At 68.4% G+C, this 22829-nt stretch carries 16 protein-coding genes, 2 tRNA genes and 1 pseudogene; 9 read left to right on the forward strand and 10 right to left on the reverse strand.

Going from position 1 to position 22829, the window contains the following annotated elements; translation table 11 throughout:
* From tssK to MFF30_RS15435, 9 genes are all read left to right on the forward strand, one after another.
* On the forward strand, positions 1–696 hold a 696-nt coding region (gene tssK, locus MFF30_RS15390), incomplete at its 5' end, for a type VI secretion system baseplate subunit TssK (RefSeq protein WP_238280270.1).
* A 34-nt stretch (positions 697–730) separates the two neighbouring features.
* Positions 731–2185, forward strand: coding sequence for a type VI secretion system protein TssL, long form (tssL, locus tag MFF30_RS15395; RefSeq protein ID WP_238280271.1), 1455 nt, complete (start codon positions 731–733; stop codon positions 2183–2185).
* Between the two features lie 39 nt (positions 2186–2224).
* Positions 2225–5839: a type VI secretion system membrane subunit TssM gene (tssM, locus tag MFF30_RS15400; RefSeq protein ID WP_238280272.1), complete on the forward strand. Its 3615-nt coding sequence runs from the start codon at positions 2225–2227 to the stop codon at positions 5837–5839.
* Positions 5840–5843: 4 nt separating this feature from the next.
* On the forward strand, positions 5844–6533 hold the full coding sequence (gene tagF / locus MFF30_RS15405) for a type VI secretion system-associated protein TagF (RefSeq protein ID WP_238280273.1): 690 nt from the start codon (positions 5844–5846) through the stop codon (positions 6531–6533).
* A complete protein-coding gene (locus MFF30_RS15410) occupies positions 6533–7339 on the forward strand; it encodes a PP2C family protein-serine/threonine phosphatase (RefSeq protein WP_238280274.1) in 807 nt (268 codons plus the stop codon). The genes tagF and MFF30_RS15410 overlap by 1 nt, the downstream gene beginning before the upstream one ends.
* Positions 7336–9306, forward strand: a complete 1971-nt coding sequence (locus MFF30_RS15415) for a serine/threonine-protein kinase (protein ID WP_238280275.1) — start codon at positions 7336–7338, stop codon at positions 9304–9306. The genes MFF30_RS15410 and MFF30_RS15415 overlap by 4 nt, the downstream gene beginning before the upstream one ends.
* A 3-nt stretch (positions 9307–9309) precedes the next feature.
* Positions 9310–10980, forward strand: coding sequence for a transposase (locus MFF30_RS26105; protein ID WP_306424583.1), 1671 nt, complete (start codon positions 9310–9312; stop codon positions 10978–10980).
* Positions 10981–11010: 30 nt separating this feature from the next.
* Entirely contained in the window at positions 11011–11754 is a 744-nt protein-coding gene (locus MFF30_RS15430) for a hypothetical protein (RefSeq protein ID WP_238280293.1), read from the forward strand.
* 79 nt (positions 11755–11833) lie between these two features.
* Entirely contained in the window at positions 11834–12124 is a 291-nt protein-coding gene (locus tag MFF30_RS15435) for a PAAR domain-containing protein (RefSeq protein WP_238280276.1), read from the forward strand.
* Positions 12125–12197: 73 nt separating this feature from the next.
* Here MFF30_RS15435 and MFF30_RS15440 read toward each other — a convergent pair.
* From MFF30_RS15440 to MFF30_RS15485, 10 genes and pseudogenes are all read right to left on the reverse strand, one after another.
* Positions 12198–13099: pseudogene (locus MFF30_RS15440) on the reverse strand (DDE-type integrase/transposase/recombinase).
* Positions 13100–13276: 177 nt separating this feature from the next.
* Positions 13277–13350, reverse strand: a tRNA-Gly gene (locus MFF30_RS15445).
* 68 nt (positions 13351–13418) lie between these two features.
* Positions 13419–13502 (reverse strand) — tRNA-Tyr (locus MFF30_RS15450).
* 68 nt (positions 13503–13570) lie between these two features.
* Positions 13571–15391, reverse strand: coding sequence for a single-stranded-DNA-specific exonuclease RecJ (recJ, locus tag MFF30_RS15455; RefSeq protein WP_238280277.1), 1821 nt, complete (start codon positions 15389–15391; stop codon positions 13571–13573).
* Between the two features lie 129 nt (positions 15392–15520).
* Positions 15521–16921, reverse strand: a complete 1401-nt coding sequence (locus tag MFF30_RS15460) for an NAD(P)(+) transhydrogenase (Re/Si-specific) subunit beta (RefSeq protein WP_238280278.1) — start codon at positions 16919–16921, stop codon at positions 15521–15523.
* A 3-nt stretch (positions 16922–16924) separates the two neighbouring features.
* A complete protein-coding gene (locus MFF30_RS15465) occupies positions 16925–17374 on the reverse strand; it encodes a proton-translocating transhydrogenase family protein (protein WP_108035050.1) in 450 nt (149 codons plus the stop codon).
* 17 nt (positions 17375–17391) lie between these two features.
* Positions 17392–18531 (reverse strand): Re/Si-specific NAD(P)(+) transhydrogenase subunit alpha, encoded by a 1140-nt coding sequence (locus tag MFF30_RS15470; protein ID WP_238280279.1) that lies wholly within the window; start codon positions 18529–18531, stop codon positions 17392–17394.
* 64 nt (positions 18532–18595) lie between these two features.
* Positions 18596–18889: an aa3-type cytochrome c oxidase subunit IV gene (locus tag MFF30_RS15475; protein ID WP_238280280.1), complete on the reverse strand. Its 294-nt coding sequence runs from the start codon at positions 18887–18889 to the stop codon at positions 18596–18598.
* 124 nt (positions 18890–19013) lie between these two features.
* Positions 19014–20378 carry an ABC1 kinase family protein gene (locus MFF30_RS15480; RefSeq protein ID WP_238280281.1) on the reverse strand — a complete coding sequence of 455 codons (1365 nt, stop codon included), beginning with the start codon at positions 20376–20378 and terminating at the stop codon, positions 19014–19016.
* A gap of 424 nt (positions 20379–20802) precedes the next feature.
* A complete protein-coding gene (locus MFF30_RS15485; protein ID WP_238280282.1) occupies positions 20803–22677 on the reverse strand; it encodes a M3 family oligoendopeptidase in 1875 nt (624 codons plus the stop codon).
* Between the last annotated feature and the right edge of the window lie 152 nt (positions 22678–22829).

Consider the following 22829-nt stretch of genomic DNA (forward strand, 5'->3'; position numbering starts at 1 on the left):
GCTCTGCAGCCCGCCGCCGATCCCACTGCCGGCGGCGGGCTGCAGAGCGCCGATTACTTCATCCTTCAGCTTCTGAACCGGCACATCCCTGTGCTGCACCACTTTCGGCAGTCGCGCTTCATCCATCCGGAACGCCTGTACGAGGAATTTCTGCGGATCGCCGGCGAACTGGCCACCTTCACCACGGCGGACCGGCGCGCCCGGACCTATCCGGCCTACGACCACGACGATCTCGAGGCCGTTTTCACGCCCGTGGTGCGCGACATCCAGGATTTCCTGAGTGCGCAAACCGGGCGCCGCGCGATCCGCCTCGAGATCATCGAGCGCGCGCCCAACGCCTTCGTGTCGATGATCCGCGATCGCAACCTGTTCCGCAACGCCAGCCTTGTCCTGGAGGTCGCGGCTCTGCGCCCCCTCACCGAAATACAGGCGCAGTTCCCGAACCTGTTCAAGATCGGGCCGAACACGAAGATGAACGAGATCGTTCACGCCCACCTGCCCGGCGTGACGCTCGTCCACCTGCCGACCCCGCCCCCGCAGATCCGGGCGATCACCGATCACGTCTACTTTCTGCTCGATCGCCAGTCGCCGCTCTGGCCCGAGTTCAGTGTGGCGAGTTCCATCGGCATGCACTTCGCCGGTGATTGGCCGCAGCTCGAACTTGAACTCTGGGCCGTGCAGGAGGGGCGCCGATGAGCCGTCCTGAGACGCCATCCGCGGAGCCGGCCCGATGAGCGATCCGTTCGGCCGCAACGACCGTACGATCATCCTGCCGGACCCGGGTGGCCGGCTGCGGCCACAGCCCGAGCCAGATGCCCGTCCGCTCCGCCCTCGCCCCACCGACCCGCAGGCGCGGGACCCGGGACGCGTCGATCCCGGGACGCCTGATTCCGACGACTGGGCCACCTCGGACTTCGACCGAGCGCGGCACGCACCTCGACCCGTTGGTCCCCCCCCCGGCGAGCGCGAGCGGGCGCTGGTGATGAAGCGCGACGTGGTCGTCGCACCCAATTCCAATCCCTATCTCAAAGCGGCCGGGCCGCTGCTGCTGCTGCTCGGTCGCCTGCGGGTGCAGCTGTCGCGCGCCTCCTTCGCCAACCTCATGGAGCAGGTCGCGGCGAGTATCGAATCCTTCGAGGCCGAGACCCGGATGGCCGGCGTGTCGCCCGAGCAGGTGCGCTCCGCCAAGTACATCGTCTGCGCCACGGCCGACGACATCGTCCAGAACATCCCGGCGGAGGAGCGCCACGTCTGGACGCAGCACAGCATGCTCAGCCGATTCTTCGGCGAGCGGACGGGCGGCGTCCGATTCTTTACGGAACTGGACAACGCCAAGGTCGACCCGGTCGGGAATTACGATCTCCTCGAACTGCTGCATGCCTGCCTCGCCATCGGCTTCCAGGGCGTGCACAGGACCTCGGCGGGCGGTGCCGCCACGCTGCAGCAGATCCAGCGCAACCTCTACGAACTCCTGCGCCGCACGCGGCCGACGGAGCGCGAAGTCTCCCCCCGGTGGCAGGGACAGGCCATCGGCACCGAAGTCTTCCACTACCGGCTGCCGCTCTGGGTCGTCGGCGCCGTCGTCGGTGCGTTGCTGCTGGGCTTGTACCTTCTGCTGCGGATGCTCCTCTCGGGTAGCGCCGATGCGGCGGCGGCGGCGTTGGTCACCGTCCACCCGACTACCGAGATCGGCATCCAGCGGCGCATCCACGCACCGCCGCCCCCACCTCCGCCGCCCCCGCCGCCCGCGAGCCAGACGGGCCAGCTTCAGACCGCCCTCCGGGCCGATATCGCCGACCAATCCCTCACCGTGGTGGAGACCGGCGGCCAGGTGGTGATCCGGCTGGCCTCTGCGCTGTTCGCACCGGGCGACGCGACCGTGAAGCCCGCCTTCCAGGCCATGCTCCAGCGTGTCGCCGCATTGCTGGAAAAGGAGCCCGGTACCGTGCGCGTCGTCGGGCACACCGACAGCTCCCCGATCCGGACGGTGCGATTCCCCTCCAATTTCCAGCTGTCGCTGGAGCGCGCCAAGGCGGTGACGCGCCTCGTGAAGGCGGGATTGTCGAAACCGGATCGCGTCGAGGCCGAGGGCAAGGGCGCGGACGTGCCGATCGCCCCCAACAAGACCGCCGAGGGACGCGCCCGCAACCGGCGCGTCGAGATCATCATGACGCGGAGCCGCTAGGATGCCCGCCATCGCACCATCGCCGAACGGGTCCGCCCGATGAGCCGCTGGATCTGGCTCCGCATCGGCGTGACATTCCTCGGCGCCATCGCGGTGATTGTACTCGTCTGCTGGGCCGGGCCGCTGCTTGCGATCGGGGACCTGCGCCCCCTGGAGGCCGTCTGGATCCGAGCCGCGATCAGCGCCGTCGTCCTCCTGGCGGCCCTCGGGGCGATCGGCTGGGAACTCTACCGCCGGCAGAGCGCTGTCCGTGCCCTGCGCGAGGGCCTGAGCGAGACGGACGAGGCGACCGACGACCGCGAAACCCTGAAGGAGGGCATGGCGGATGCACTGGCAACCCTGCGCAAGGCGCACGGGGCCAAGGGCAACGCGCTCTATGACCTGCCCTGGTACGTCATCATTGGACCGCCAGGAGCAGGCAAGACCACTGCGCTGATCAATTCGGGGCTCAAGTTCCCCTTGAGTCGAGGCCGTACGCCGGCGGCCGTGGCTGGTCTCGGCGGCACCCGCTACTGCGACTGGTGGTTCACCGAGGAGGCCGTCCTCATCGATACGGCGGGCCGCTACACCACGCAGGATTCCGACCCGAAGGGCGACAAGGCGAGCTGGCTGTCGTTCCTCGACCTGCTGCGGGTAAACCGGCCCAAGCAGCCAATCAACGGCGTGATCGTGGCGATCAGCCTGGAGGATCTGCTGACCGGCACGCCCGAGATGATCGAGGCGCATTCCGACGCGATCCGAAAGCGCCTGATCGAGCTTCATGATCGGCTGAAGGTGGACTTCCCGGTCTACGCGCTCGTCACCAAGGCCGATCTCGTGGCCGGCTTCATGGAATTCTTCGGGCACCTCTCGGACACCGACCGCCAGATGGTGTGGGGCCACACCTTCCAGACCGACGACAAGACCCGGAACATGATCGGCGAGGTCCCGTCCGAGTTCGATGCCTTGGTGGAGCGCCTGAACACTTGGCTGCCGGATCGCCTCCAAGACGAGCAGGCCCCGACCTCCCGGGTGGTACTGTTCGGTTTCCCCAGCCAGATGGCGGCGGCGCGCACCAAGGTGGTCGACTTCCTCAATCGCGTGTTCGAGCCGAGCCGCTTCCACCTCAACGCAACCCTTCGGGGCTTCTATTTCACCTCCGGCACGCAGGAGGGCACGCCGATCGATCAGCTCATCGGTGCCATGTCGCGCAGTTTCGGTGCGCAGGAGGTCGAGGCCGCCGCCTATTCCGGGCGCGGCCGCAGCTTCTTTCTCGGCAACCTGCTGCGCCGTGTGGTGATCGGCGAGGCGGGCTGGGTCACAACGAACCAGGCGGCAATCCGGCGCGCCAACCTCCTGCGGCTCGGCGCCTTCGGCGGCCTCGCGCTGGCCTCGGCGGTGCTGGTCGGGCTGTGGTGGACGAGCTACCTGCGCAACGAGCAGCTTGTGAACCTGAGCAACACGCTGCTGGCCAAGTATCGCGGTGAGGCCACCGAGATCCTGCGTGAACCCACGGTCTCGGACCGGAATTTCTCCAAGGTCCTGCCGCTCCTCAACACATTGCGCTACATGCCGGCCGGCTATTCCGGGCGTGACGAGGCCGAGCCGATCCTCGCGACCTTCGGCCTGAGCCAGCGGCCTCGCCTCGGCTCGGCGGCGGAGACCAGCTACCGCGCCGGACTCGAACGCCTGTTTCGCCCGCGACTGATCTTCCGGCTGGAGGAGCAACTCGAAGCCAACCGGGCCAATACGAGCTTCATCTACGAAGGGCTGAAGGTTTACCTGATGCTCGGTGGCCGCCCCGATGCCCCCCTCGACCGCGATCTCGTCGTTTCGTGGATGCGCAGGGACTGGGCCGAGAACCTCTACCCGGGCGCGGGTTTCGCGCGGGGACGGCAACTGCTCGAAGATCACCTCACCGCCATGCTTGATCTCGACGACGGCACCCCGCCCCTCGTCACGGTCAATCAGGCCCTGGTCGAGGACAGCCAGAGGGCGCTTGCACGCCTCTCCGTCGCCGAGCGCGCCTACGAACTCCTGAAGTCCCAGTCACGCGCCGCGACCGCCAGGGATTGGACCGTGCTGCGCGCGGCCGGACCGGACGCGAGCCTCGTCTTTGAGGTGGCGGGCGGCGCAGGCCTGGACACCGTGCGGGTGCCGTTCTTCTTCACCTATGACGGCTTCTTCCAGGCCTTTATCGACCGCTTCGGGGATGTGGCCGAGGTTGCGGAGCGCGACCGCTGGGTTCTGGGCGAATCGGGCCGTCAGCAATCCTACACGGCGCAGTACGGGTCCCTGTTCGCGGACCTGCTGAAGCTCTACGCGCGGGATTTTCAGCCGGCCTGGACCCAGGCCCTTTCGCGGCTGAAGCTGCGCTCGCTCTCCGCCGACAAGCCACGCTACGTAGCGCTTCAGGCCATCGCGGCCCCAACCTCGCCGTTGCGCCAGCTTCTCGAATCCCTGCGCGATGAGACGCGGCTCACACGCGAGCGGCCCGGGAAAGTCACCGGCGCCGACGGAGCCGATCCGCGCATCGCCAAGTTGAAGGCGGCCGCGGCGGGCGCCCTCGTGCAGGAGGCGCAGAACCGCGCGGGTGCGGCAGCCTCGACCCTCGGCACCCTTGCGATGCCCGGCACAACCGCAGGCGACCGCTTCGCGGTGCCGGCGAACGAGGCGCCGGGCGGGAACATCGAGGCGGCCTTCCGCCCATTCCACCTGCTGCTCGAGGGCGAGCCGGGCCGTCGTACCATCGACAGCCTGATCCAGACCCTGAACGAGATCAAGAACGCCGCAATCGAGGCGACGAACCCCAATCAGGCGGAACAAGCGAATGCCAGCCTGGTGACGCAGACCCGCGCCCTGCGCGCCCTGGCCTCGCGCTTTCCCGCGCCGTTCGAGCCCATGGTGCGTCAGGTCGCCAACGAATTCGAGGGCAGCGCCACCTCCGCCGCCGTCGCCCAGATCAACCAGGCGCTCACCGATCAGGTCGTGCGCGAGTGCCAGCAGATCGCGGCGAACCGCTACCCGTTCATCCGCACGAGCGAACGCGAGATTCCGGCGGCGGACTTCGCCAAGCTCTTCGCGCCAAATGGCGTGTTCGACCAGTTCTTCGCGCAGAATCTCGCCGCCCGAACCGACCGATCCCGCCCGCAATGGGCCTGGCGGCCGGAGGATCAGGTCGCCCGGACCCTGTCCGTCTCGGTCCTGCGCGAATTCCAACGAGCCGCGGAGATCCGCGACGCCTTCTTTTCCACGGGCGGGAACATGCCCCAGGTGACCTTCGCGGTGACGCCCCTGACCCTGTCGGGCGACGCAGCCAAGGCCCGCCTCGACGCGAACGGGAGCGTCGTGGTCACGCAGCAGGGGGTGAACACGCCATCCACCGTGCAGTGGCCCGGCCCAGCAAGTCCGGCGCGCACTGCCCTGGTGATCGAAGGCTCGCCCGGCGGCTTCTTCGGGGGCGCAACGCCCGCCACGGTGCTCGCCGAGAGGACCGGGACCTGGTCGCTGTTCCGGCTCCTCGATTCCGGCTCCGTCCTGAAGCAGGGCGACGCAGTGATCGTCACGCTCACCGCTGGCGGCCGCGAGCTCTCGTATCGCTTCACCGCCGCAACCGCCCAGAATCCGCTCGCGCTGGCTGCGCTCCGCGAGTTCCGCTGTCCGAATGGGAACTGACGCCGTGCCTTCAGGACTCTACGGCAAGCTGCCGGCCAAGCGCGACTTCATCGCGGTCGGCACGTCGCGCGGGTTTCTGAAAACCTGGGAGCATTGGATGCAGGCCGGCCTCTCCGCGAGCCGGCTCGCCCTCGGCAACGCGTGGCAGGATGCCTTCCTGACCGCGCCGATCTGGCGTTTCTGGCTCGGCGAACGGATCTGCGGCGAGCCGGTCCTGGGTGCCTTCATGCCTTCGGTGGATGGTATCGGCCGCTACTTTCCCCTCACCCTGTTCCACCGGTCCGAAGCCGGCGATCCCCTCGCTCCTCCTGAATACGACGATCGCGCCGCGTGGTTTTCCCAGGCCGAGGCGGTGCTCCTGTCCGCCCTCGCGCACGACGCGCGCTTCGAGGATGTGGCGGAAGCGGCCGACCGGCTTCCGGCGCCGGACCTGACCGAGACCGACCCCGCGCAGGTCGGCGCCGTTCGGGCACGCGACGGCACGCTGGTATCGGCCGCCGATATCGGTGCTTTCCCCCGTGTCCTGGCGGAACTTCGCACCATCGACCGGTGCCGCGTGCATTCCGGGATGTCCTACTGGTGGACGACGGGCGGCGACGGCTTCGCGCCACGGGTCGCCGCTAACCTCGGCATGCCGTCTGCAGAGCTGTTCGCCGGAATGCTCAGCGGTCGGTTCACGGGGGAGATGCCGTGATGCTCCCGATCGACGCCGGCAAGCGCAACACCGCCAAGGTCGAGATCGGCTTCGGCACGCACATGGGCAGCGTCAGGCGCGAGAACGAGGATCGCTACTTCGTGGCACCGGAATTTGGTGTCTTCGCGGTGGCGGACGGCATGGGTGGGCATGAGGAAGGCGCGCTGGCCAGCGCGATCGTGGTCGAGGCCTTGGGCTCGATCGGCGCCGCCGTGTCGGCCCCCGACCTGCTGGCGCGCCTCGAGGACCGCGTCCTGAGGGCCAACGCGAAGCTCTGCGCCGCGGGCCGCACCCGCGGCGGCGTCGTCGGTTCGACGCTCGCGGTGCTGCTGACCTTCGACGATCGGTTCGCCTGCGTCTGGTCCGGCGACAGTCGCATCTACCTTCTGCGGGACGGCGGGCTGACCCAACTGTCCCGCGACCACACTGAGGCGCGCGACCTCGTCGAGAAGGGAATCCTCACGGTGGAGGAGGCGCGGGTCTGGCCGCGCCGCAACGTGATCACGCGGGCGCTGGGTGCGCGGCCGGAGCCGGAGCTGGAACTGGAACACGGGCTCCTCGTCAGCGGCGACACCTTCGTCATCTGCACCGACGGCCTGACGGCTCACGTGGAAGACGCCGAGATCCGGTCGATCGGCGAGCGGCTGGCGCCGCAGGGGGCCTGCGACGCGCTCATCGCCCTGACTCTGGAGCGGGGCGCCAGCGACAACGTCACCGTGGTGATCATGCGTTCGGGAACCATCACCACGACCTCCGACCAGACGGTCGTTCTGCCGGCGATGCTCCCTGACGGGGGCGAGCCATGAACGAGGTCACCGTCGTCGATCCTCGCCCGCGCATCACCGCCGGCACCCGCCTCAACGAACTCTACGAGATCGACAGCCTCATCGCGGTCGGCGGCATGGGCGAGATCTACCGGGGACACGCGATCGAGACGGGGGACGTGGTCGCGATCAAGACGATCCGCCCGGAATTCGCCGGGAGCGGCCCGGCCCTGGCGCTGTTCCGGAAGGAGGCCTCGGCCCTCCACAACCTGCATCACGAGGCCATCGTCCGCTACTTCGTCTTCTCCATCGATCGAACCCTGAACCTTCCCTATCTGGCGATGGAATTCGTCGAGGGCATCGCCCTGCCGGAGCTGTTCGGGCGCGGGCCGATGGAGTTCGAAGCGCTCGACGTGCTCCGCCGGCGCCTGGCCTCGGGGCTGCACGTGGCGCATTGCGCCGGGATCATCCACCGCGACGTCTCGCCGGACAACGTCATCCTGCCGGCCGGAGACCCGTCGCGCGCCAAGATCATCGATTTCGGAATCGCACGGTCCTCCTTGGGCGGGCAAACCGTGATCGGCGACGGGTTCGCGGGCAAGTACAGCCACGTCTCGCCCGAGCAGCTCGGGCTTCAGGGCGGCGTGATCACGCCGCGCTCCGACATCTACAGCCTCGGCCTCGTCCTAGCCCAGGCAAGCCTCGGCCGTGCGATCGACATGGGCGGTAGTCCGGCGGACGTCATCGTGAAGCGCTCGACGGTCCCCGACCTGTCCGGGGTCGATCCGCGCCTGCGCCCGCTCCTCGAATCGATGCTCGATCCCGATCCCTCACGACGCCCCGAGAGCATGGCGGACGTGGCGGCCTGGGTCCCACCCGTCCCACCAGCGCGGACACAGGCTGTGCCCCGATCAGTCGCATCGAAACCGGGCGGCCGCAGGCGGGCCTCTCTGCCGATCGTCCTCGCGGTTCTGGGCCTGCTGCTCACGCTGGCCGCACTCGCCGCCTGGTACACCAACGGCTTCTCCAGCCTCGGCACAGGCAGCAAACCGGTCTTCGCGCCAGAGGTCGCTCTCGACGAGACGCCGGCTCCGTCGCCGGGCAGGCAGCCTGCCGCCGCGCCCGAGGGCGGCCCTCCTCCGCGACAGGCGCCGACCCTGCCGTCGATCACGCCACCCCCGGTGCCCCCGGAATCTGCTTCCTCGATCGCTCCACCGGTGCCGCCGCCCGCAACCCGTCCGCCCGTCGCGACGCCCGTGCCGGGTCCGCAGACCTCGGCCCCGGCCCCGGTGCCGCCAACCACGATCACCACAACGCCACCTGGAACTGGTGAGACCGTCACGGCGCCGGAGGGGCCGCCGCTGGCACCACCGGAGGGCGCTTCCAGCATGGAGCAGGTGGCCTCTTACATCCGAGGCTATCGGGGTGGTTCCTGCTTCTACCTGAACCCGCTCACGGTCAGCGGGCGGGAGGCGGCGGTCGAGGCATACGGGTCGAGCACCCCGCCGTTCGCCGCCTTCGACGCGGCGTTTCGCGCGAAGTTCGGCTTCGATGCCAAGATCCAACTGCGCCAGATCAATCCGCCGCAATGCCCGATGATCAATCTGCTCGCGGGACTCGCGCTGCAGAAGCAGCCGCAAGCACCGAAGCTCAACCTTGAACGCGATCTGCTGCGCAGCGGCGACGAGCTGAAGGGCACGATCGACCTGCCACAGGATGCCGAGGTCGCCCTCCTGCTCCTGGACGACGAGGGCCGAACCCACAACTTGGCGGCGCACGTGACGCGCAAGGGACGCGCGGCGACCTTCGCGTTGCGCCTGCAGATCCCGGAAGGAAAACCGCCGCGGGCGCAGCTTCTCGTCGCGGTGACGAGCCGCGCGGCCCTCGGGTTCCTGAACGAACGGCGCGGCCTGCGCACGGACGCGGTGGCCCGGCAGATCGCCGACGAGGCCGCGCAGCCGGGCTCGCCCGTTGGCGTCACTGTCCGGTTTCTCAAGGTGGGAGGGTGAGGGATGGCGACGCCGGTCCCGACCGAACCGCTCTCGGAGGAGGAATGCCTCGACGCCCTTGTGCGCCTGCGGTTCGGGGATGCGCCCTGCCGCGCCTGTGGCGAGGCCGCCGGCTACCGGCGTGAGACGCGGAACCGGGCGTTCTCCTGTCGTGCCTGTGGAATGAAGGTCTTCCCGTGCCAGGGAACGCCCTTCGCCAAGCCGCTCCCGACCCTGGATCTCTGGTTCCGGGCCGTCCACGCCCTGCACGCCGACCCGACCTTGAGCGCGCGAGGCCTGCGCCGCAGCCTCGGCATCGATCGCGCGAGCATCGCAGGATTACGCGCCGGAACGGCGCAACTGATCGGACAGGATGCTGCGCCAGCGGACGCCGCGCTGGCCGCCGGCATCGCGGACTTCGTGGCCGGGCGATCGACAGCAGCGCCGGAGCGGACCCAACGCCTTCCGGCACGAACCGCGGATCGCGAAACGCTCTGGCAAACCCTGCGATCGATGGTCGTCCTCCCAGAGATCGAGCGGACCCCCATCCTCGCGGCAGCTGCGATCGGGGGCTTCATGCTCGTCGGGGCGGTGGTCGGATGGCTGATGGCGCCTGCCCCCCCCGAGCCTGACACGGAGTTGGCGCAGGCAACGGTGATCCTGTCGCTCGGCGAGGACCGGCCGGTCATCCTGGTGACCCCCGACGTCGCTGCACAGCTTTACGACGTCACCGATGTCGACGCGGACCCGTCGTCCTCCCTGGCCTCGACCATCCGGATCGCCCCTGCCCGGCCGGGGGGCGCACCGGCATCCGGACTCGCCGGCGAGATCGCTGGCTCTGCGCCCGTGTCCATCCCAGCCGTCCGGCTTTCGGGCGGCCTCGGTAAGTCCCTGCTCGACGGCAATGCCGCCGCCGCGCGGGCGAGCGGCCGCGACCGGCCAGAACTCGCGGCCTACACGTCGCTGGCGCGGGAGTTGGAGGCCAAGGGCCCGCGCAACCCCGACGAGCTCCTGAGTTTCGGTCCGATGCAGATCCGCCGGCATCTCGTCGAGAAGATCATGCGGGCGGCGCGGGTGGTCACTATGGACCCGGTGCTGCTGATGGCGATCGCCGACAAGGAATCGAGCTTCAAGACGGAGGTTCAGGCCCAGACGTCATCCGCCTCCGGCCTGTTCCAGTTCATCGAGAAGACCTGGCTTGGGGTGGTGCGCGAGTTCGGAGCGCAGCATGGGCTCGAGCCTCAGGCGCGCCTGATGCGCGAGCGCGAGCTTACACCCGCCGAGCGCACCGCCGTGCTCGACCTGCGCCGCGACGCCTACCTCTCGGCGGTGATGGCAGCCGAGATGCTGAAGCGCGACAGCCTGCGGATCGCCCAGCGGATCGGACGAAACCTGACGGGCGGCGAAGTCTATCTCGTTCACTTCCTCGGCCCCGATGGCGCCGAGCGCTTCATCGGCCAGATGGCGCGCAAACCCGAAACCGTGGCGGCGGACCTGCTGCCGAAACCTGCGGCCGCGAACAAGACGATCTTCTACGGTGCCGGTGGCGAGGGTGCCTCGAATGGCTTGTCGGTGGCGCAGGTGCACGGCAAGTTCGAGACCATGATCTCGCTCAGGTTGGATCGCTATCGCGCCGTCAAGGGCATGAGCGAACCCAATGCCCCCACGCGCTCGGGAACCCAGCCGGTTCGATGACGGCGCCGGGGTACCGGCGGGAGATTTCACATGCGGCGTCCCGTTCCCTGGATAGGTATCGCCAAGTCGGTCGGAGTGGTCGCCGCCTTCTCGGCGGCGGTGGGACTCGGCGCGCTTGCGATCGTCAGTGGTCTCGCGCCGACGCCCATGGCACCGGCCGCTCCGAAGGAGGCGCTGCTGATCGAAAGCACGCAGCCGCGCCCCGGAGGCGCCCGCGTTTCCGAACCCACCCCGGCGACTCCGCCGAAGGCGCGCGTCGCGGCCCTTCCTGACCCCGTCGTGACGCCGCTGCCGCAGGAATCTACACCCGATCGCGCAGACGGGCCGCCAGCCCGGTCTCCGCCGCCGGAGCCGCCGCGCAAGGCCAGGATCCGCGCCGAACCAGAGCCGAATCCGCCGGCGGCCCAGGCGCCGCTCAGCCCACCGCCGGCTCGGCTCAACCACGCGCCCGTCCTGCGACCACGGCCAGACCCGCGCCTCGCGGGTGTGCTGACACCGGAGGAGATCCGGCGCATTCGCAACACCCTGCGCCTGACGCCCGAGCAGGCCCCGCACTGGCCGCCCGTGGAGGCCCTGCTCCAGGAAATCGGCGCCCAGCAGATGGCCCTGGTCAAATCCGGGCAAAAAGCGGAGGATGCCTTTGGCAGCGGTCTATCAATGCGGATCTACTGGGCGGCCCGGCCGCTTCTCGGAGTCCTGCGCGAGGACCAGAAGGCGCGGATACGGGTGCTCGCCAAATCCATGGGGCTGGATGCCGTCGCCTCCTCGATCTGAGCGGCGGCCGCCGGATCGACGGCGTCGTCCGGCACGGATTAAGGGACGTTGCGTCGTCCTGTCGTGAGAGGATCGTGGAATGGGCACTCCGGCGGCGCGGATCAGCGACATGCACACCTGCCCGATGGTGACGGGGGTGGTACCGCATGTCGGTGGACCGATCGTCGTCGGCTGCCCCACGGTGTTGATCGGGCAGATGCCGGCGGCGCGCGTCGGTGACATGGCAACCTGCGTCGGGCCGGTCGATTCGATCGTGAAGGGATCAGCGACCGTGCTGATCGGCGGCCAGCCCGCTGCTCGCATCGGCGATCTAACGGCCCATGGCGGCGTTATCGTCACCGGCATGCCGACGGTGCTGATCGGCGGATAGGTGGTCCGCAGCCACAACATGCTCGATCCGTCCAGTAACCTGACCGATATTTTGGACCGAGCCCATCGAGAGGCTACTGCATCGTGGCGGCCATGGCTAGCCGGAGGCGAGTTCCGGGGCGGTGACAGGCGCGGGCGGGCGGTGGCCCAACAACGAATGCTGCCGAACGCGGTTGTAGGTGCTCTGCCAAATCCCAATCAGGGTCTGCGTCTCCTTGAGCGAGTAGAAGATTTCTTGGCTTAGGCAGTCGTCCTTCCTCGCTACGTAGGACGTTGTCACAGCGGATGTTGTCGGGGATGCCATGGAGGCACATCGCATCTGCCAGCGCCTCGATCGCATCCAGCCTGTTGATGCGACTCGCGACCTTTAGCGGCAGGCAGGCGCGACTGTGCTCGTCGATGAGGGTTAGGATGCGCAGGCTTCGCCTGTCATGAGTCCGGCCCTGTACAAAGTCCAAGCTCCAGACGTGATTGCGATGGAGAGGCCGTAGCCGTACGCACGAGCCGTCGCACCGCGGCGGTAGCCATAGCGTCCGTACTTGGACGCAATGGCAGTGATGGCGCGGGTCAACGCATCCTCGTCGGCCGTACGGTGGACGCGCAGCGTTGCGTACCCCGGTGCAGGCCAACAATCCGGCAGGCATGGCGCTCTGAGAGACCATACTTCTCACGATTGCCGGCGAAGGCCTGCCGGCGTCGCTTCAGGGCTATGAGTTCTGCTGACGCTAACCTTCGGTTCCCGCGGCGACGTCCGCAAGCACCTGCTTCTCCAGGGACAAGTCAGCCACGAGCCGACACGATCGCGCGTTCTCGCGCTCTGGATCTTTCATCCGACGGGCTTGGTCGAACTGCAACTGCTGTACTCGTTGCACCAGCGACAGTCGCTCTACTCGGAGATCTCGGTCCCCTTGCAAGCCAACGCCAAACTCTTGCCCTGTGCCGTCTGAACATCGATCTAGCGCGGCTTCAGCGCCACCTACTCGACACCCGTTTTCTGACCTCGCTTCATGTCCCGCTCGTTCGGTCCCGGCTGATCCTCTCGATCAGCTCGGTCCAAAGCCGCCCGGTCAGGTCATTGTATCAAGCTGGCATCAAGAGACAGACGCGATACCAGCCTTGGCGGCTCAGTCGCTGCAACGGATGAAGAATGGAGTGGAGCGGGTACCGGGAATCGAACCCGGGTATTCAGCTTGGAAGGCTGCTGCTCTACCATTGAGCTACACCCGCATCGATGACCGAGCATCTGGTCGCCGATGTAAGAGACCTCGGCACGAGGCTCGACATCTAGATGAGTTTGGTGGGGGAAGTAGGACTCGAACCTACGAAGCTTACGCAGCGGATTTACAGTCCGCCCCCTTTGCCGCTCGGGACATTCCCCCAAACCGGCCGCCTCTCGGCGGTGCGCCGTCCTTATGATGACGGGTCGGGCGCGAGTCAACCGCATCGCTCAATCGAAATGCGCGAGATCGCAGATCCGCATCTGGGCGCGCTCGGCCCCCCGCCAGGTATCGACCGCGAGGGTGCCGGCGACGTGGACCTCGCGGCCGATTCCAGACAGGATCGCCTGGCCCAGGGGGCCATGCGCCGCGCGAAACGCGATCGCTCCGATGGCCTGGCCGTCGCGGCTGCGTAGGCGGGCGCGCACATGACCGTGGCCGACGATGCCGGCATCGACGATGCGGTGGCGGGGTAGGACGAAGGTCGGTTCGGGGGCGGCGGATCCGAAGGGGCCGGCCCGGTGGATGGTGCGGACCATCTCGGCGGTCGCGCCCCCGGCGCTGAGTGTCCCGTCCACGAGGAGCGCCTCCACGGCGCGGGCCTCCGCCACGGTTCGGGCCAGGGCGGCACCGAGGTGCTCGCGGAAGGGTGCCACGTCGAACCCCGGCAGGGTGACGCCTGCTGCCATGGCGTGGCCGCCGCCCTTGAGGGCCAGACCGGCCTCCACCGCCGCCCGCACCGCTTGGCCGAGGTCGGCACCGGGGATGGAGCGACCGGAGCCGGTGGCGCTGCCGTCCGGGCGCAGGGCGAAGGCGAAGGCGGGGCGTCCGAAGCGCTCCTTCAGCCGCGCGGCGATCAGACCGACGACGCCCGGATGCCAGTCCGCCGATGCGGCGACGAGGACCGGCCGATCCGGATCGAGACTGAGCGCGTGGTCCATCTCGGCTTCGGCATCGGCGACCGCCTGCGCCTCGATCGCCTGGCGCTCGCGGTTGAGCCGATCCAACTCGGCGGCGATCCGGGCGGCCTCGGCGGCATCGCCGGTCGTCAGGAGGCGCGCTCCGAGCCCCGCATCGCCGATGCGTCCACCCGCGTTGATGCGCGGACCCACGAGGTATCCGAGATGCCAGGCTTCCGGCGGCTCGCTCAGGGAGGCCGCGTCGAGGAGGGCGGCCAGACCGATGCGGCCGCGCCCGCGCATGACCTTCAGACCCTGGATCACGAAGGCGCGGTTGAGCCCCTGGAGGGGCACGACGTCCGCCACGGTGGCGAGGGCCACGAGGTCCAGGCCCTCCGTGAGATCCGGGAGCCGGTCCGCAGCGACGCTGTCCCGGCGCAGGCGCCGGTTGAGGGCGACGAGGGTCAGGAACACCACCCCGGCCGCGCAGAGGTGGCCGAGGCCGGAAAGGTCGTCGAGGCGGTTGGGGTTCACGAGGGCGCGGACGGCCGGCAGGTGCTCCGGGGCGCCGTGATGGTCGAGCACGACGACATCGAGGCCGAGCGTGCTCGCTGCCGCGAAGGGCGCATGCCCGCTGGTGCCACAATCCACCGCGACGAGGAGGGTGGCGCCAGCTGCGTGCAGGGCGGTCACCGCGGCGATATTGGGCCCGTAGCCCTCCGTGATCCGGTCGGGAATGTGGATGCGGACCTCGAGGCCGAGCCCGCGCAGGTACGCGGCGAGCAGGGCGGCGCTCGCGGCCCCGTCGACGTCGTAGTCGCCGAACACCGCCACGCACTCCCGATTTGCGACGGCGCGGGCGAGGCGATCGACGGCGGCCTCCATGTCCACGAGGCTATCGGGGTCCGGCATCAGGTCGCGCAGGCGCGGCTGGAGATGGGCCTCCGCCTCGCCCGGGCGGATGCCGCGCCCGGCGAGCACGCGGGCCAGAAGCTCCGGCAGGCCGTAGGCCTGGACCATCGTGGCCGCATAGGCCTGGAGTGCAGGATCGGCGCAGCGGTCGCGCCAGGGCCGTCCGAGCACGGATCGGGAAACATCGAGGAACGCGCGCGGCGCGTCGAGGGCATGAGCGGCTGACACGGCGCGGATCATAGCCGCATGTCCGGCTCAGCGCTGCACCCCAAACGCCCGGGCCGAACGACAAAGGGGCCGGCGTTTGCACGCCGGCCCCCCTGCCCTGCCGCGGGTCGACCCCGCGGCGTCCGCGCGGACGGGATCCGCTCAGAGGTTCTTGACGATGCTGTCGACGACCTTCTTGGCGTCGCCGAAGAGCATCATGGTGTTGTCGCGGAAGAAGACCTCGTTCTCGACGCCGGCATAGCCGGAGCCCATGCCGCGCTTGATGAAGAGCACGGTCTTGGCCTTCTCCACGTCGAGGATCGGCATGCCGTAGATCGGCGAGGTCTTGTCGGTCTTTGCGGCCGGGTTGGTGACGTCGTTTGCGCCGATCACGAAAGCCACGTCGGCCTGCGGGAAGTCGCCGTTGATGTCCTCCAACTCGTGCACCTCGTCGTAGGGCACGTTGGCTTCGGCCAGCAGCACGTTCATGTGGCCGGGCATGCGGCCCGCGACGGGGTGGATGGCGTACTTCACCTCCACGCCTTCCTTCTTGAGCAGGTCGACCATCTCGCGAAGGCTGTGCTGGGCCTGGGCCACCGCCATGCCGTAGCCGGGCACGATGATGACGCGCTCGGCGTTCTTCATGATGTAGGCCGCGTCGTCCGCAGAGCCCTGCTTGACGGGACGGGTCTCCACCGCGCCGCCTGCGCCGGCCGCCGCGGCGTCACCGCCGAAGCCGCCGAGGATGACGGAGATGAACGAGCGGTTCATCGCCTTACACATGATGTACGACAGGATCGCACCCGAGGAGCCGACCAGCGCACCCGTGATGATGAGCGCGAGGTTGCCGAGGGTGAAGCCGATGCCGGCCGCCGCCCAACCCGAGTAGGAGTTCAGCATCGAGACGACGACGGGCATGTCGGCGCCGCCGATCGGGATGATGAGCAGGCCGCCCAGGATGAAGGACAGCAGCACGATCACCCAGAAGACGAACTTGCTCTCGTTGCCGATGAACACCGCGATCAGCACCACCAGCAGCACGCCGAGGACGATGTTGATGACGTGGCGCTGCGGCAGCATGATCGGCTTGCCGGACATGCGCCCGTCGAGCTTCAGGAAGGCGATGACCGAACCCGTGAAGGTGATGGCGCCGATGGCGACGCCGAGGGCCATCTCGAACAGCGACTCCTTGTGGATATGGCCGTTCTCGAGGATGCCCACCGCCTGCGGTGCGTAGAGCGTCGCCGCCGCGCCCATCACGGCCGCGAGGCCGACGAGGGAGTGGAAGGCTGCGACCAGCTGAGGCATCGCCGTCATGGGCACGCGCTTGGCGATGACCGCGCCGGCACCGCCGCCGATGGCGAGGCCGAGGATTACCAGCAGCCAGGCGCCCAGCCCGGCCGGGGGATGCCCGACCAGGGTGGTGAGCATGGCCAGCCCCATGCCGATCATGCCGTACAGGTTTCCCTGCCGTGACGTGGTCGGGTGCGAGAGGCCTCGCAGCGCCATGATGAACAGGACGCCGGAGACGATGTAGAGAAGGGATGAGACGTTCTGGGACATGTCTCAGGCCTTCTTCTTGTACATGCCGAGCATGCGCTGGGTGACGAGGAACCCGCCGAAGATGTTTACGCTGGCGAGGATGATGCCGACGAAGCCGAAGAACCGGGCCCAGCCGGTGCCGTGCTCGACGTAAGGCACGCCGGCGGCGAGAAGCGCGCCGACGATGATCACCGACGAGATGGCGTTGGTGACGGACATCAGAGGCGTGTGCAGGGCCGGGGTCACCGACCAGACCACGTAGTAGCCGACGAAGATCGCCAGCACGAAGATCGCGAGCTGGAAGACCGTCGGGTCGACGGCGCCGTGGGTCACGGCGCTGAGGCCGTGGCCGAGGCCGTCGGCGTATTTCTGCGCCTGGAGCGCGTGCTGCTGCGCGATATCGGCAGCGGTTCGGGCCGCGGCGGCGGCGGCGCGCGCCTGCTCGGCGGCCTGATCGGGGGGAAGCGTGGCCATCGTGTCCTCCGGCGGGATCAGGATTTGGGCTGGAACGAGGGGTGCGAGACCTGGCCGTCACGGGTCAGGTTCGTCGCCTTGACGAGCTCATCGTCCCACTTCACCGCGAGGGTCTTCGCTTCCTTGTCGACCAAGGTCTCGACGAAGGCATAGAGGTTGCGGGCGTAGAGGCTGGAGGCCGTGGCGGCGAGGCGGCCGGGCACGTTGAGGTGGCCGACGATCTTCACGCCCTTCTCGGTGGTGACGATCTCGCCGGCCTTGGCGCCCTCGACGTTGCCGCCGCGTTCCACCGCGAGGTCGATGAGGACCGAGCCGGGCTTCATCGAGGCGACCATTGCCTCGGAGACGAGCTGCGGCGCGGGCCGGCCCGGGATCAGGGCCGTCGTGATGACGATATCCTGCTTGGCGATATGGGTGGCGACGAGATCCGCCTGCTTCTTCTTGTACTCGGCCGACATCTCCTTGGCGTATCCGCCCGAGGTCTCGGCCTGTTTGAACTCCTCGTCCTCGACGGCGACGAACTTCGCGCCCAGGGACTCGACCTGCTCCTTGGTGGCGGGGCGTACGTCCGTGGCGGTCACGACCGCGCCCATGCGACGGGCGGTGGCGATGGCCTGGAGGCCCGCGACGCCGACGCCCATCACGAAGACGCGGGCGGCCGGCACGGTGCCGGCTGCGGTCATCATCATGGGCATGGCGCGGCCGTACTCGGACGCGCCATCGACCACCGCGCGGTAGCCGGCGAGGTTGGCTTGGCTGGACAGCACATCCATCACCTGCGCGCGGGTGATGCGGGGCATCAGTTCCATCGCGAAGGCGTCGAGCCCGGCTTCGGCCATGGCGCCGAGCTCGGCCTCGTGGCCGTAGGGGTCCATGATGGCGATCACGGTCGCACCCCGCTTGAGGAGGCCGATCTCATCGGATGACGGGCGCCGGACCTTCAGGACGAGGTCGGCGGAGCCGGAAGCGTCTGCTGCCGAGCCCGCGATGGTGGCGCCGGCGGCCTCGTACTCGGAGTCCGGTACGCCGGCCTTCACACCGGCGCCGGACTGGACGGTCACCTCGGCCCCGAGGCCGATGAATTTCTTGACCGTTTCTGGCACCGCCGCGACCCGCGGCTCCGCGGGATCGGTTTCCGATAATACAGCGATGCGCATGCAGGAATGCTCCTTAAAGGACGGCCCGAAGGCGACCCGCAAAACCAGTCAGAGGGAGGGAAATTCAGGCGAAGGCGAGGTACAGGGCAAGAAGGATGCCGACCGCCAGGGGAGCCTTGTAGCCGATCGCCGGCGCGAGCGCGCCGACCGTGCCGGCGATGCCGGACAGGATAACGCCGAAGATCGCCGTCAGCCAAGCCTCGCGGATACCGCCGACGGCGAGCGCCAGAACCCAGCACAGCACCACGCCGGTGCCGATCTCGACGAAACGAACGAAGCCGCGATAGGTCTGCTCGTGGGTCTTCTCATCCATCGCCGGGCTATAATGTGCGCCGGACACGGTCTTGGAATCGGCCATCGTGTGAGCGTCCCCTTGGGCATCATCTTGATTTGTTCCAAGGGGATTTAGCGCAAGCCAAGGTCGCTCGCAATCGACATGCGCACTCGCCAATCGCCCTGAGCGGCTTTTTCCGGCCATGTTTTTAGATCGGCAGCGGCAACCCCGCAGATTTCAGGGCCTCGCCCTGGCGCGCCTCGAGGTCCGAGAGGGAGAACCGGTCGATTTCGGCCTCGAACAGCCGGTGATAGTTCAATTCGGAGCGCAGGTGCAGGAACACGGCGCCGAGGCCGACGGCCGCCCGGTCCATGAAGACGAATTCCTGCGGGATCGTGACCGGTCCGCGTTGCTTGAGCGCTTGGTGCACCTCGAAGGCCTGACGCCTGCCGTACTCGCCGGGCTTGACGCCGTCCGCCACGGTGCGGGTCCGGTCCTCCAGGATGGGCCCGTAGATGAAGCGGGCCCAGATGTTGAGGATCTCCACCAGCTCCTTGTTCAGGTTCTTGAAGCCCCAGGTCTCGTAGGCGTGGACGATGCGGGCGTTGTCGTTCGTGAGCAGGCCCCGGTAGAGATCGACGACACCGCCGACGAAGCGCGGATGGAAGATGCGCACGCAGCCATAATCGAGCAGGTTGATGCCCTGGGCCTCGCCGCCTTCGGAAAACACCGTGTAGTTGCCGAGATGGGGATCGCCGTGGATGACGGCGGCGCGGCTGAAGGGATGCCACCACGCCTTGAACATCGACTGGGCGAGGCGGTTGCGGATCTCGATCGGCGATTGCGCGAAATCCAGGATGCGGTCGCCGTCGAGCCAGCCGAGGGTCAGGAGGCGCTTCGTCGAGAGATCCTTGTGGATGGCCGGCACGCGCACGGCATCGATGTCACGCAGCACGTTGCCATAGAGGACGGCGTGCTTGGCCTCGCGCTCGTAATCCAGTTCCTCCCGGACCCGGGCGCCGATCTCCTTGGCGATCTCACGCGTGTCGAGCCAGGACGACATCCGGCGATGCAAGGCGAACGCGACTTCCAACTGCTTGAGATCGGCCTCGACGGCCGATTGCATGTCCGGATACTGGAGCTTGCAGGCGAGCCGGGTGCCGTCGAGGGCGGTGGCGCGGTGGACCTGTCCGAGCGATGCGGCAGCGGCGGGTTTGAGATCGAAGCTCTGGAAGCGCGTCTGCCAGTTCGCGCCGAGCTCGGCCATCATGCGGCGCTTGACGAAGGCCGCCCCCATCGGCGGGGCGTCGGCCTGGAGCTTCTGCAACTCGGTGGCGTATTCGGGCGGCAGCAGGTCCGGAACCGTGGCGAGAAGCTGCGCCACTTTCATGATCGGCCCCTTCAGGCCACCGAGGGCCTGGGCGAGCGCCGCCGCGTTGGTGGGCGCTTCCTTTCCGCCGAACAGCTTGGCGCCCGCCATCCGGGCGGCGACCCCGCCGACATTGGCGCCGACGCGCGCGTAGCGGCTGGCGCGTGCGGAGAAGCGGTTGGCTTCGCTGTCGTGATCGGCCATCGGGTTCTTCGACTCGGGAGGGGTGGGCCTCACCGAGATAAGCCCGCCGCCCCCGCTTGCCAGGGCAGCGGGCTCTTGCGTCGCGGCAGGCTTTTGCATCGCGGCGGGCACGAACTGGTCAAGCGTTCGGCCCGTTGACTCGAATCCAGCTGGCGAGGGCCGCCGCCTCGATCTCTCCCCCGGGCGAGGCCACGGTCCATCACGACCCCCCTCGGCTTTCTCCACGCGGGGTTCGAGGCTGTTCTGGCCACGCGAGGTCGCGAACGCCGGGGGGCAGTCGGCCTGTTTCCGGCGACGAACCGTTGATCTTTCGCGAGGCCGTATGCCTTAGCCGCGGCGCTGTCACCGGAGTCAAACCGAAGACCCGCAAACGGGAGGAGATCCGTTCGCGGGTGGACGATCGGCCTGACCGACGGACCCCTGTTCAGCCCTCCATCGCCTCCAGGTCCACGATCATCCCCTCGATCATCGACAGGCCGATCTGCCAGAAGCCCGGGTCGCGGGCGTCGAGGCCGAAGGGGGCCAGCAATTCGCCGTAGGGCTTGGCGCCGCCGGCCGAGAGCAGGGCGAAGTAGCGCTCCACGAAGCCGTCCTCGGCCTTGGCGTAGACGCCGTAGAGGGAGTTCACGAGGCAATCGCCGAACGCGTAGGCGTAGACGTAGAACGGCGAGTGGATGAAGTGCGGGATGTAGGCCCAGAACGGCTCGTACCCGGCATCGAGGGTGATCGCGGGCCCAAGGCTCTCGGCCTGCACCGACATCCACAGGCCGTTGATCTGCTCGGCGGTCAGCTCGCCCTGCTGGCGGGCGAGGTGAACCTTGCGCTCGAAGGCGTAGAACGCGATCTGGCGCACCACCGTGTTGATCATGTCCTCGACTTTGGCGGCGAGCATCGCGCGGCGCTGCGAGACGCTGGAGGTGGTGGCGAGCAGGCGGCGGAAGGTCAGCATCTCGCCGAAGACGCTCGCGGTCTCGGCCAGCGTCAGCGGCGTCGGTGCCATCAGGGCGCCGTTGGGGCCCGCCAGCACCTGATGCACGCCGTGGCCGAGCTCGTGCGCGAGGGTCATCACGTCGCGCGGTTTGCCTTGGTAATTCACCAGCACATAGGGGTGGGCCGAGGGCACGGTCGGGTGCGCGAAGGCGCCCGGCGCCTTGCCCGGGCGGGTCGGTGCATCGATCCAGTTCCGGTCGAAGAAGGTTCGGGCGATGTCGGCCATGCGGGGCGAGAAGGCGCCGTAGGCATCGAGCACGGTGTCGCGGGCCTCCGACCAGGGGATGGTGCGCTGGTCGACCTTCGGCAGGGGCGCGTTGCGGTCCCAGTACGGCAGCGCCTCGACGCCGAACCACTTGGCCTTCAGGCGGTAGTAGCGGTGCGACAGGCGCGGATAGGCCGCCTGCACGGCCTCCACCAGGGCGGCGACCACTTCCGGCTCGACCCGGTTCGAGAGGTGGCGGGCATCCGCCACGTCGGTGAAGCCGCGCCAGCGGTCGGAAATCTCCTTATCCTTGGCCAGCGTGTTGGTGATCAGCGTGAAGGTGCGGAGGTTCGCGCGAAAGATCTCGCTGAGCGCACCGGCCGCCTCGCGACGCACGGCGCCGTCGGGGTCCTGAAGCTTGTTGAGGGTCGGCTCCAGGGTCAGCTGTTCGCCCTGAACGGGGAAGCGCAGCGACGCGATGGTGCCGTCGAACAGTCGGTTCCAGGCCGAGCGACCGGTCACGGACTTCTCGAGAAAAAGCTTCTCGGTGCGGTCATCGAGCTGGAACGGCTTCTCCCGGCGCAAGTCCTCGATCCAAGGGGCGTAGTGCGTCAGCGGGCCCTCGGCCATCGCCCGGTCCATGATCGCGTCCGGGATACGGTTGAGTTCGAGGGCGAAGAACAGCAGGTGGCTGGACGCCGTGGTCAGGCGCTCCTGGGTGTCGCCGTAAAACTTTTCACGAAGCTCGTCCGTGGTATCGCCCGAATACACGAGGCCCGCGAAGGACATCAGGCGCCCGAGAAGGTCCTCGATGCCCTCGTAGGCCGCGACCGCCTCGGCGAGGCCGGCGGATGCGTCGGGGCCGGCGGCGATCTCGGCGAGGCGCCCGGCATAGCGCTCCGAGAAGCGGGCGCAATCGGCCTCGGCGCGGACGAGGTCGGCGGTGAAGTCGGGCGAGTCTATCCCCGCATAGAGGTCCGTCAGGTCCCATTCCGGCAGGGCACCGAGATCGGCTGCGCGGGCCGCGGCCCTGGCTGCGCTGGCCCCTTCCGCATTCGCGACGATGCCCGAGAGAATGGCATGGGCGACGGCTCGGCTCGGCATGATGGTCTGCTTTCCTGGCGGCACGACGGGTGCCGTGCGGCCTGATATCGAGCGCGGACGCGATGCGATCAATCCGCGATCGACAGAATCCTCCCGTTCCGGAGGCTTTGTCGAAAGGGACCGATCGATCGCGACAGCCGCGGCGGCGATGG

It is taken from the genome of Methylobacterium goesingense (assembly GCF_022179225.1).
Classification (GTDB): domain Bacteria; phylum Pseudomonadota; class Alphaproteobacteria; order Rhizobiales; family Beijerinckiaceae; genus Methylobacterium; species Methylobacterium goesingense.